The following is a 12,783-nucleotide window of genomic DNA, read 5'->3' on the forward strand; positions in this document are numbered from 1 at the left end:
AAAAAGTTACAGAAATGTTGTTTCTGTAACTTTTTGAGTATATCTTAAGGTTTAATTGCTATTATTTCATAGCGATTTGATATTGTAAAACGGCCATTCCTTTGTAATCTTTTTGTTGTAAGGTAGCCGCATCAAAAATGGGCCTGTGCTGGTAGCCTATACTTATTTTATTGCTTTGCGAACCGTTTAGTAAAAAGTTAACTGTAAAATCGTAAACCGTCATAGTGTCCTCTAAAGCATCCCAGTTGGAACGTTGTATTGCAAAATTTGGTTGTATAATCATAGGTTGGTTTAGCACTTTGGTTTGCTTAAATGCATACCCAAATTGTGTGTACCAAGTGGTGCCGGTACCAATCATTGGAAACGCAACACCTGTGCCGTTAAAATCTATACCGCCACCATCTGTAGGGTTGTTTGCCCCAACGTTTCTAATGTAGTCTTTACCAAAATCGTAATCATAATACCCTAAATAGGCGGTTATGGCATCGCCATTTATAAGCGGTAAGTTTAAAAACGAATCTGCGGCAAAGTGTGTCATATCATAAAAATTGGTGCTTGCCAGTTGCGCATCGCCATCGCTCATAGCTTTTTCTTGGTGTTGAAAACCAGCGCCAATATTAAAGACTTTTTTTGTTTGCAGGTAAGTTCCTGCTTGGTATGCAGATTTATTAGACTCATGTTCAAAGAATTGATATTTTACATAAGTAGAAGTTTTTATTCTTGGCCTGTTGTTGGCAAAATTCACCTCTCCTGTTGGCACATTTCTAACTATTAAAGGTCTATTAAATGCTAGCCTATAATCTATTTTACCAACTTGTCCTTTAAACCAAATTCCCATAAGTCGGCCAATATCATCATTTTTTTCAACTGTATTTAAAGTAAATAGAGGCGAGTCTAAGCCCATTAAGGTTTTATTAGAACGAATATTCCATCTATTTAGTCCTTGCCAGCCAGATTTACCTAAACCAGCCTCAAAAGCTTTGTTAAAGGTGTATTCTACATACAGATCTAATACTTCTAACGGAAAGGTTTTGGTTTTAAAACTATAATTGTTTCCCCCTAGGATTGAGTAGAAATAAATTTTTGGTGTTACTTGCGCTGTAATAGGGATACGCAATCGTCTTATTGTAATATCGGTAGCATTTGATACAGGCTCGTTGTTGATTAGGGATCCTTCGTTTAAATCAGAGTACCTAAGCCAAATTTGAGCTCTAACATTCCAGTTAATTGTTGGTTTAAACGCCTCTTCTTTATCTTGAGCTGTTAAAAGGGTTGGTACAATTAAGAAAGCAATACACACTAGTTTTGCTATCTTATTCTTTACGTTTTTCATTTTTTAAATTAGTTCTAAAAATTTTAGACAAAAGTATCATCAATTACTCCCTCAAAAAGTGACATGCATCATGTTTTGTATACTTTTTTCACTATAACGTTTGCGTTTTTGGAGTCAATATGTAACCAAGTTTAAATTTAATATAGCGCCTTAGACGCAATTATTGTTTTTAGCGTTTTTGCAGAGGGCTTAAAAATTGTTAAAATCAATTTTAAGGCACTTTTTAGACGATTTAAGACACTTTTAGGTAATTAACAATTGTTGATAATTATATTAAGTACTCGGTAAAATAGTTTTTAAAAGCTCAAGAATTTCGTATATTTGTTTGTATTCAGAAGGATGCTTAAAGGCGTCTTTTTTTTTTGTCAAAATTTCTTGTTTTACAAGAATTAGTGTAAGCTAAAGCAAATAAAACGTATGCATGGTTTAAGCCTTGTTTTTTGGCAGACAGTTGCGTTAGGGATTGCAGTAGAAAGCCCACAGCGAGGCACGAGCGAGGACTTGTAACGGAAAGCCCGACCACGCCATAGGTGTGGTAACGCCCAAATAAATTTTGAGGTGTTTAGAATTTGAATTAAACAATAACTAATAATATGAGCGAAGGTAAAGAAGAATTTAACAAGCATAATTATTCGGCAGATAGTATTCAAGCTTTAGAAGGTATGGAGCATGTGCGTATGCGCCCTTCTATGTATATAGGCGATGTTGGTACAAGAGGTTTGCATCATTTGGTGTACGAGGTTGTAGATAACTCTATTGATGAAGCACTTGCAGGACATTGTAATAACATAACCGTTACTATAAACGAAGACAACTCTATTACCACCGAGGATGATGGCCGTGGTATTCCTGTAGATTTACACAAAAAAGAAGGTGTTTCTGCGCTAGAGGTAGTAATGACCAAAATTGGTGCTGGTGGTAAATTCGATAAAGATTCTTATAAGGTTTCAGGTGGTTTGCACGGTGTTGGTGTAAGTTGTGTAAACGCACTGTCTGAGCATTTAAAGGCTACGGTATACAGAAACGGAGAAGTTTGGGAGCAAGAATACGAAAGAGGTAAAGCGTTATATCCAGTTAAAAAAGTTGGAGATACTGATAAAAGAGGAACTATTGTAACTTTTAAGCCAGATCCTACAATTTTTACACAAACCTTAGAATATAGCTACGATACGCTTGCAAGTAGATTACGCGAGTTAGCTTATTTAAATAAAGGTATTACCATACATATTGTAGATAAACGCTCTAAAAAAGAAGATGGTTCTTTTGAGGGAGAAACATTTCATTCTGAAGAAGGTTTAAAGGAATTTATTCAGTATTTAGATGCTACTAGAGAGCCTTTAATGAAAGATGTTATTGCTTTTGAAGGCGAAAAAAACGGTATTCCTGTTGAGGTTGCTATGATTTATAATACCTCTTATGCCGAAAATTTACATTCGTATGTAAACAATATAAACACCCATGAAGGTGGAACACATTTATCTGGTTTTAGAAGAGGATTAACACATACACTTAAAAAATATGCCGATTCTTCTGGTTTAACAGATAAGTTGAAATTTGATATTGCTGGCGATGATTTTCGTGAAGGCTTAACTGCAATTATATCGGTAAAAGTACAAGAGCCTCAATTTGAAGGACAGACTAAAACGAAATTAGGAAACCGTGAAGTTTCAGCGTCTGTAAGTCAAGCCGTGTCTGAGATGTTAACAGATTATCTAGAAGAACATCCAGATGATGCCAAAACCATAGTGCAAAAAGTAATTTTAGCAGCACAGGCGAGACATGCAGCTCAAAAAGCACGCGAAATGGTGCAACGTAAAACCGTAATGAGTATTGGTGGCTTACCGGGGAAATTAAGTGACTGCTCTGAGCAAGACCCAGAAAAGTGTGAGTTGTACCTTGTAGAGGGAGATTCAGCAGGTGGTACAGCAAAAGCTGGTAGAGACAGGAATTTTCAAGCTATCTTACCATTAAGAGGTAAGATACTTAATGTTGAAAAAGCGATGCAGCATAAAGTGTTTGAAAACGAAGAAATTAAAAATATTTTCACAGCACTTGGTGTAACTATTGGTACTGAAGATGATCCACGAGCTTTAAACCTTTCTAAACTTCGTTATCATAAAATTGTAATTATGTGTGATGCCGATATTGATGGTAGCCATATTGCAACCTTAATTTTAACGTTTTTCTTTAGGTATATGCGCGAGTTGGTTGAAGGCGGACACGTTTACATTGCAACACCTCCGTTATATTTAGTTAAAAAAGGCGCTAAGAAACAATATGCTTGGAGTGACAAGGAGCGTGATGCTATTATGGCAGAGTTTGGAGAAAACTCTAAAATACAACGCTACAAGGGTCTTGGAGAAATGAATGCGGAACAATTGTGGGATACCACTATGGATCCAGAGTTTAGAACCATGCGCCAAGTACAAATAGATAATGGTACAGAAGCCGACAGAATATTTTCTATGTTAATGGGAGATGAGGTGCCGCCACGTAGAGAGTTTATAGAAAAGAATGCTATTTATGCGAATATAGATGTATAGATAGAAACTTAAATAAATACGTAATTATATAACCCTGATTTGAAAAAGTCAGGGTTATTTTTTTGATAAAATAATCGATAAAAAGCAATTTTTTACGATAAAATGTTGTTTTGTATGTTTTTTTTCATACATTTGTTTTACCCAAATTTTACAGACATATGAAAAAGCTACTTATATTACTGTTGTTTGCACTAGCAACAACAGTTTCAAAAGCTCAAAACGATATCGATGCACTATTAGCTGCTGGTGTAGAAGATGCCCAACGTTTTGCTAATGATTATTTAGCACCTGGAACAAATGGTTTAATGCACAGTATGAATGCTAACTGGTTTAATTCTGGTAAAGCAAAACCACTTGGAGGCTTTGAGATTTCTGTTGTAGTTAATGCTTCTCAAATTCAAAACGAAAATAAAATATTTAACCTTAATACTTCAGACTATAATAATATTTCATTTAGCCAAGGTTCTGCTTCACAATCTGTAGCTAGTGTTTTAGGCGAAAATGAACCCCCAATATTTGTTCAAATACAATATGAAGACCCAATTTTTGGTAACCAAAGTCAAACGTTAGAATTGCCAAATGGTATTGGAGATGGAACTGCTAACTTACTCCCTACAGCTTATATTCAAGGTGCCTTAGGTTTAAGCAAAGGCATAGAGTTAAAAGCTCGTTTTTTACCAAAATATGATACCGATGAGGTGTCTGTAGGTATGTACGGTGCAGGTTTACAAGTAGAGTTTACCAATTGGCTGCCAGCAGATAAACTTTGGCCTATAGCTATTTCAGGCTTAGTGGCCTATACACATCTAGATGGTGAATACGATTTAACCGACTCGTCTGGAATACTAGGCGAAAACCAGCGTATAGAGAACGTTACCAACACTTGGTTATTTCAGCTAATAGCTTCAACAAAACTTCCTGTAATTAATTTTTACGGCGGTTTGGGCTATTTAAAAGGGACTTCAGAATCTGATTTGTTGGGAACATACAGAATATCTAATGGTATTGTAACTTCAGAGCCAATTGTAGATCCGTTTTCGGTTTCAAGCGATGTCGCCACAGTAAGGGGAACTTTAGGAACAAAATTAAAATTAGGCTTTTTTAGGCTTAATGCTGAATATCATATATCTGAATTTAATACCTATGCAATAGGTATAAACTTTGGTTTTAGATAAATAGAATTTATCATAGTTTATTAATTATTTAGTTTTTTTAGTTAGTTTTTCAATTGAATTTAGTTAAAAAGTGTAGCATTTAGTGTTACACTTTTTCTTTTACAATCAATTGGTAATAGCATATTATTTAAGTAATTTTGCATCACAAAAAATATAAAAATAAGCTATAAAAGTTTTTTGTAGTGTTGGAAATTATTTGATAAACAACCTAAATATAAAATTATGAAAGTTACCGTAGTTGGAGCAGGAGCAGTAGGTGCAAGTTGTGCCGAATATATCGCAATAAAAGATTTTGCAGCAGAAGTAGTATTGTTAGACATTAAAGAAGGGTACGCTGAAGGTAAAGCCATGGATTTAATGCAAACCGCATCTTTAAACGGTTTTGATACTAAAATTACTGGTGTAACTAACGATTATTCTAAAACTGCAGGTAGTGATATTTGTGTAATTACATCTGGTATTCCTAGAAAGCCAGGAATGACAAGAGAAGAGCTAATTGGTATTAATGCAGGAATTGTTAAATCGGTATCTTCTAGTTTAATTGAGCATTCTCCAAACACTATTATTATTGTGGTGAGTAACCCTATGGATACCATGACATATTTAGTGCATAAAACCACAGACTTACCAAAAAATAAAATTATTGGTATGGGTGGAGCTCTAGATTCAGCGCGTTTTAAATACAGGTTGGCAGAAGCTATGGATGCACCTATTAGCGATATTGACGGTATGGTAATTGGTGGACATAGCGATACTGGTATGGTGCCATTAACGAGTCATGCTACAAGAAACAGTATTAAAGTTTCGGAGTTTTTAAGCGAAGAGCGTTTAGAACAGGTAGCTGCCGATACTAAGGTTGGAGGCGCTACATTAACAAAATTACTTGGCACCTCTGCGTGGTATGCACCTGGAGCTGCTGTAAGTGGTTTAGTTCAAGCTATTGCTTGCGACCAAAAGAAAATGTTTCCGTGTTCTACTTTATTAGAAGGTGAATACGGGTTAAGCGATATTTGTATTGGTGTGCCAGTTATTTTAGGGCGAAATGGTATAGAAAAAATTGTTGACGTGCCTTTAAGCGATGCTGAAAAAGCCCATATGAAAGCGAGTGCAGAAGGCGTTTCTAAAACTAATGGACTGTTAGAATTATAAAACAAAAACAGTTTAAAATACATATTATATAAAGACTGTAGAGATACAGTCTTTATTTTTTTATATTTGCCGCATGAATTTAAAGAAGTACATAGGCGTAATAATTATTATTCTTACTGTAATTGGTATTGTAAATCAACGTCAGGTTGATGTGCATAACCAAGAAATTGTACTTCAATTTACCGACGCAAATCATCTAAACTCAGATGACAAAGTTGCGATAGTAATACTTGAACGGGAACTAAAAAAACTTGGAGTTGAAGATTTTAAGGTTATTGAAAACAACAGTGGCAAATTAAAAATAACCTATTACAGTGATGCTGATGTTTCTGCCGTTAAGCGTATTTTACTCAAGAATATAAGGTCTGAATTAGATGATTTAGAAGATCACGAAAAACCGTTTAGCCTACCGTTTGAAAAAAACGATATTGCTTATAACCTAGAGGTTTATGAAATCCAGAATGGAAATGAAACTGACACAGGGCTTAATGGTGTTGAAGTTTTAGAGTTAAAACCTAAATCTGATAGGTTTTTTAAACCCAAAACCTTACCCTCAACATTAGGCGAATATTCAGAAAAAGAGAATGCCATATTTAAAGTGGCGTTCAATCTTCATAAAAACACGCTTCATGCATTAAACAATGCTTTAAAGCAAATACCCGAAGTTAGGGCAGGACCTAGATGCTAAAAGGGAAAAAAATTAATATTCCCAAAAATCTCTACAGGCAATTTACTTAAATATAAGCCTAAAACAGTAAACTTTAGTAAAGTATACTAAATCACATTAAATCATATAAAATTGTCAAAAAAATATAGGAATACGTTTTTATGCATTCCTATACATTAGACTCACAAAAATTTAAAAATGCAAAACAAAGGAATAGTAAAATTATTTGCCATTTTGTTTGGTTTGGTAAGTATTTACCAGTTATCATTCACATTTAAGGCAAATCAAATAGAAAAAGAGGCAGAAGAGCTAGCCATAAACAAGATACCAGAAACAGATGACGATTATCGTGCAAAACGAAGTATAGAAGAAGTAAACTATTTAGATGCCAAGGCAAACGATACAGTTTATGATATTTTGGTTGCAGAATACACCTATAGCGAAGTAAAACAAAAAGCCATGAATCTTGGTTTAGACCTTAAAGGTGGTTTAAACGTAATACTTCAGGTATCTGTAAAAGACATTTTAAAAGGATTGGCAAACAATACAAAAGATCCAGTTTTTAATACAGCCTTAGAAAATGCTACAGAACTTCAAAAGGATAGTCAGAATACCTACTTGGAAGATTTCTTTATCGCTTTTGATGCTATTAAAGGCGATAAAAAATTAGCATCCCCAGATATTTTTTACACTAAGGCTCTAGATGGAGAGATAGATGGAAGTATGACGGATGATGAGGTAAAGGACATTATTGAAACAAAAATAGATGAGTCCATCGTTTCTGCCTTTGAAGTGTTACGTAAACGTATCGACCAATTTGGTGTAACACAACCAAACATTCAGCGTTTAGGGAATTCTGGTCGTATATTGGTAGAATTACCAGGAGTAAAGGATATTGAGCGTGCTACGGGGTTGTTACAAAGTACAGCGCAATTAGAGTTTTGGGATGTATATAAAGGAGAGCAATTAGCTCAGTTTATGGGGCAAGCAGACCAAGTTTTAAAAGATATCGTTAAAGTTGAAGATAAAGCTGGCGAAACCGAGCCTCAAGATGAAGAAGATGCAACAGAGGATAAAATTGATGAACTTTTAGGTGAAGCAGCTACAGATTCTACACAAGTAGATCCAGCATCAACAAGACCATTAATTAGCTTAATTAGAGGCTTTGGTTACCAAGGTGGACCAGTTGTGGCTTCTTTCGAAATTAAAGATAAAGAAACAGTACTTGAGTACTTAAACATGCCACAAGTAAGAGCATTGTTACCTGCCGATATGCGTTATGTGAAGTTTGCATTTAGTAAACCAGAGAAAAATAGCGAGTTGGTAGATTTATATGCCTTAAAAGGTAATAGAGATGATACACCAGAGTTAAGTGGTGCGGTAGTAACAGATGCAAGACATACATTTGGGCAAACAGGTAAGCCTGAAGTATCTATGCAAATGAATAGCAAAGGTGCTAAAATCTGGGAAGAAATGACTGGGAGAGCCTTTAACCAAGGTAGCCAAATTGCTATAGTTTTAGATAACGTGGTGTATTCTGCACCAGGAGTAACATCAGGACCAATTTCTGGTGGTAATTCATCAATTTCAGGTAATTTTACCTTAAACGAAGCTATAGATTTAGCTAACGTATTACGTGCGGGTAAATTACCAGCATCTGCCGATATTATTCAAAGTGAAGTTGTAGGGCCATCATTAGGGCAAGAAGCTATAGATAGTGGTACAATGTCCTTCTTAATTGCATTAGCAGTTGTATTGTTATGGATGGTTTTCTACTACGGTAAAGTAGGTGGTTTTGCAGATATTGCTATGTTGCTAAACATCCTATTAATTTTTGGTATTTTATCAGGATTAGGAGCGGTATTAACACTGCCTGGTATTGCAGGTATTGTATTAACTATTGGTATGTCGGTTGATGCCAACGTACTTATTTTTGAGCGTGTTCGAGAAGAACTTGCAAAAGGTAAAGGACAAAAAGAAGCCATTAAAGATGGATTTGGTAATGCATTATCATCAATTCTAGATGCAAATATTACAACCGGTTTAACTGCATTAATTCTATTTGTTTTTGGTACAGGGCCAATTAAAGGGTTTGCAACTACGTTATTAATTGGTATTGCAACCTCATTATTTACTGCAATTTTCATCACAAGATTGTTGGTGGATTGGTACAGTAATAGAGGAGGAAAATTAGAATTCTCTACTGGATTAACTAAAGGACTTTTTAGAAACATCAATATTGAGTTTTTGAAAAAGCGTAAAGTAGCATACATCATTTCTGCAGCATTTATTTTAGTGAGTTTAGGATCTTTATTCACTAATAGCTTAGATCAAGGTGTAGATTTTGTTGGTGGTAGAACATACCAAGTACGCTTTGCACAAGACATGAACGCTTCTGAAATTACTGATGTATTATCAGATCCAGCTGTTTTTGGTAGTGCCAATGCTAAAACTTTTGGTGATGCCAACCAGTTAAAAATTACAACCAAATACAAGGTAAACGAAACAGGTGCAGAGGTTGATGAAGAAATAAGAGTATCGTTATTTAATGCCTTACAACCTTACTTTGAAGGAATGACTTATGAAGATTTTATTAGCGATGCAGAAGGTAAAACCGTAGGTTTAATGCGTTACGATAAAGTAAGCCCTACTATAGCCGATGATATTAAAAAAGCATCGTTTTGGGCAATATTAGGCTCTTTAATTGTAGTATTCCTATACATTTTACTACGATTTAAAAAATGGCAATACTCGTTAGGTGCAGTAGCAGCAGTATTCCACGATGTATTAATTGTGTTGGGTATATTCTCGTTAACCTATAAGTTTATGCCGTTTAATATGGAAATAGACCAAGCATTTATAGCTGCAATCTTAACGGTAATAGGTTACTCTTTAAACGATACGGTGGTAGTTTTCGATAGAATTCGTGAGTTCTTCAACGAGCATACTGGCTGGGAATTTAACCGCGTAGTAAATGTATCATTAAGTAGTACACTAAGTAGAACCTTAAATACATCGTTAACCACACTGGTAGTATTATTATCTATCTTTATTTTTGGTGGCGATTCCATTAGAGGATTTATGTTTGCCTTAATAGTAGGTGTAATAGTAGGTACTTACTCATCGTTATTTATTGCAACGCCAATAATGTACGATTCAGTAAAAAAATTAGAAGGAAAAAATAAAAACTAACTCGAATTTTTATTTTGTAAGAAGCCTGTTAGCGAAAGTTAACGGGCTTTTTTACTATTTAAAACTGAGGAATGGTGTAGTTTTGTAGCCTACTGTAAGCGGAAGATTCTCTAAACCAATACAGCCTAAATGTTATTGCTAAACTAGCGCCAATTTATTTAAAACAAACAGATTACGTTGTTCTATATACTTTAAATTTACGGTATATTTACAAAAGTTTAAAAAAGTAGCTTATACCGTTTATACCTTCAGAGGCAACCTGACCCCTCAATTTTAAGTATACAATAGGCCTATTGCAAACCTATAAAAGCAATTAATAACTTAAAATCTTCTAACTTTTTATTGCCAAACAAAAAACCAAGTTCAGCAATAGTAGTCGCAGAAAAATTTGGCATATCTAAATGGCGCCCTCTAAATTTTGGCATTAAATCGTTTAACTTAATTTCTATGGTTTCCCAATTACCTGAGGTGTTAAAATAAGTAACGTAAGAGTATTGTTGGTTTAAGTGGTCTTTTATTCTAAATTGGTAGCGTTTTCCGTCACCTTTAACTCGCAATATTATTTTGGTATGTTCAAGTGTCTTTATGGTTTCTCCACGATAGCGTACAGAAGAAAAGCCACCATTATTCTCTAATGAAATACTACCGAAAAACGTGCCATAGCCATCGTTGTTTAGTTTAAAATCCCCTGAAGATTTGCCACCCATAACACCATCGTCAACAATTACCCAATTTTCAATAATCGAAGCATTACTAAAATCAAAAATAGTTTGTGTTTGCATAGTTAAAGTCGTTACAAGTAATAAAGTGGTTAGTTTCAATATTAAAAATAAATTTTAGCTTTGTTTAACTTTCCAGAATATACGTCGTTATAATGGCTTACATTCAGTATTAAACGAACATAGAATATTATTATTACAAGGCTAATATACCGTACTATATTCTAAAAGAAAAACCGCTGTTAATAACATGGCTTTAAATAGTTAAAAAACAATTCCTGAATAACTATTTTAATTTTGTAAATTTGCCTGCGTTTATAAGCGCAACATGACAACCAATACTAAGTACATTTTCGTAACCGGCGGGGTTACATCTTCACTAGGAAAAGGCATTATAGCTGCCTCTTTAGCCAAGTTATTACAGTCTCAGGGCTATAGGGTTACTATTCAAAAATTAGACCCATACATTAATGTAGATCCAGGAACTTTAAACCCCTACGAGCATGGTGAGTGTTATGTTACCGAAGATGGCGCAGAAACCGATTTAGATTTAGGACATTATGAGCGTTTTTTAAACGTTCCCACAAGTCAAGCTAACAATGTAACCACGGGACGCATCTATCAAAGTGTTATTCAAAAAGAACGTGAAGGAAAATTTTTAGGTAAAACCGTTCAAGTAGTGCCACATATTACAGATGAGATTAAACGTCGTGTACAAATATTAGGAAAATCTGGAGACTACGATATTGTAATTACCGAAATTGGTGGTACTGTTGGTGATATTGAGTCCTTGCCTTACATTGAAGCCGTTAGGCAATTACGATGGGATTTAGGCGAACATAACGGTATTGTAATTCACTTAACGTTGGTGCCATATCTATCGGCAGCTGGCGAATTAAAAACAAAACCCACACAACACAGTGTGAAAACACTAATGGAGAGTGGGGTACAGGCCGATATTTTAGTATGTAGAACAGAGCATAACCTACCTAAGGATTTACGTAAAAAATTGGCATTATTTTGTAATGTAACTGCCGATTCAGTGATACAATCTATCGATGCATCTACCATTTACGATGTACCTAACCTAATGCTAAAGGAAGGCTTAGATAAAATTGTTTTAAAGAAACTTGCTTTAGAAAGTGCTAAACCAGAACTTAAAAATTGGAACAAGTTTTTACGCAGACATAAAAATCCTAAAACCGAAATCAATATTGGTTTAATTGGTAAATACGTAGAGTTACAAGACTCCTACAAATCTATTTTAGAATCTTTTATCCATGCAGGTGCAGAAAACGAGGTAAAGGTAAACGTAGAGTCTGTTCACTCTGAATATTTGAACGATGAAAATGCTGGTTTAATGCTTGCGCATTTAGATGGCGTGCTAGTAGCACCCGGTTTTGGAGAACGCGGTATAGAAGGCAAAATTTGTGCTGTAAAATATGTAAGAGAGAATAATATACCGTTTTTAGGTATTTGTCTAGGTATGCAAATGGCAGTAATAGAATTTGCTCGTAATGTTTTAAATTTAAAAGATGCGAATTCAACTGAAATGGATCCTGAAACCGAACACCCTGTAATAGATTTAATGGAAGAACAAAAAACCATTAAAAATAAAGGAGGTACAATGCGTTTGGGTGCTTGGGATTGTGCGCTTATGCCAGGGAGTAAAGTTGAAAAAATTTATAAAAATCAACATATTAGCGAACGTCACAGACATCGCTATGAGTTTAATAGCGATTACAGATACCAAATAGAAGAAGGAGGTATGCTGGCTACTGGTTTAAATCCCAAAACTGGTTTGGTAGAAATCGTTGAGATTTCAAATCACCCTTGGTTTATTGGAGTACAATACCACCCAGAATATAAAAGTACAGTTGCTAATCCGCATCCATTGTTCGTCGGATTTGTAAAGGCGGCATTAAAACATAAAAAATCTAAATAAATGCCATTGTGGCATTTTATTATAAATTGGATAGCTTTTTGACTAGCAGAGGTTATCCTT

At 34.8% G+C, this 12,783-nt stretch carries 8 protein-coding genes; 6 read left to right on the plus strand and 2 right to left on the minus strand.

Annotation, left to right across the window (positions count from 1 at the left end):
- Positions 1 to 61 precede the first annotated feature (61 nt).
- Positions 62 to 1,333: a porin gene (locus tag CLV33_RS12585; RefSeq protein WP_105474213.1), complete on the minus strand. Its 1,272-nt coding sequence runs from the start codon at positions 1,331 to 1,333 to the stop codon at positions 62 to 64.
- A 593-nt stretch (positions 1,334 to 1,926) separates the two neighbouring features.
- Here CLV33_RS12585 and gyrB point away from each other — a divergent pair.
- The 5 genes from gyrB to secDF all read left to right on the plus strand — a co-directional run bounded on the left by gyrB (position 1,927) and on the right by secDF (position 10,059).
- Complete coding sequence (gyrB, locus tag CLV33_RS12590) at positions 1,927 to 3,876, plus strand: DNA topoisomerase (ATP-hydrolyzing) subunit B (RefSeq protein ID WP_042244030.1); 1,950 nt, start codon at positions 1,927 to 1,929, stop codon at positions 3,874 to 3,876.
- 158 nt (positions 3,877 to 4,034) lie between these two features.
- Positions 4,035 to 5,051, plus strand: a complete 1,017-nt coding sequence (locus CLV33_RS12595; RefSeq protein WP_105474214.1) for a DUF6588 family protein — start codon at positions 4,035 to 4,037, stop codon at positions 5,049 to 5,051.
- A 222-nt stretch (positions 5,052 to 5,273) separates the two neighbouring features.
- Positions 5,274 to 6,200, plus strand: a complete 927-nt coding sequence (locus CLV33_RS12600) for a malate dehydrogenase (protein ID WP_105474215.1) — start codon at positions 5,274 to 5,276, stop codon at positions 6,198 to 6,200.
- A gap of 73 nt (positions 6,201 to 6,273) precedes the next feature.
- On the plus strand, positions 6,274 to 6,888 hold the full coding sequence (locus tag CLV33_RS12605; protein WP_105474216.1) for a hypothetical protein: 615 nt from the start codon (positions 6,274 to 6,276) through the stop codon (positions 6,886 to 6,888).
- 177 nt (positions 6,889 to 7,065) lie between these two features.
- Positions 7,066 to 10,059: a protein translocase subunit SecDF gene (gene secDF / locus CLV33_RS12610; protein ID WP_105474217.1), complete on the plus strand. Its 2,994-nt coding sequence runs from the start codon at positions 7,066 to 7,068 to the stop codon at positions 10,057 to 10,059.
- Positions 10,060 to 10,349: 290 nt separating this feature from the next.
- Here secDF and CLV33_RS12615 read toward each other — a convergent pair whose 3' ends face one another.
- A complete protein-coding gene (locus CLV33_RS12615; RefSeq protein WP_105474218.1) occupies positions 10,350 to 10,841 on the minus strand; it encodes a CIA30 family protein in 492 nt (163 codons plus the stop codon).
- 265 nt (positions 10,842 to 11,106) lie between these two features.
- Between CLV33_RS12615 and CLV33_RS12620 the strand changes: the two genes are divergently transcribed.
- Positions 11,107 to 12,723 (plus strand): CTP synthase, encoded by a 1,617-nt coding sequence (locus tag CLV33_RS12620; protein ID WP_105474219.1) that lies wholly within the window; start codon positions 11,107 to 11,109, stop codon positions 12,721 to 12,723.
- Positions 12,724 to 12,783 lie beyond the last annotated feature (60 nt).

Origin of the sequence: Jejuia pallidilutea (assembly GCF_002973595.1) — a bacterium.
GTDB classification, from domain to species: Bacteria; Bacteroidota; Bacteroidia; order Flavobacteriales; family Flavobacteriaceae; genus Jejuia; species Jejuia pallidilutea.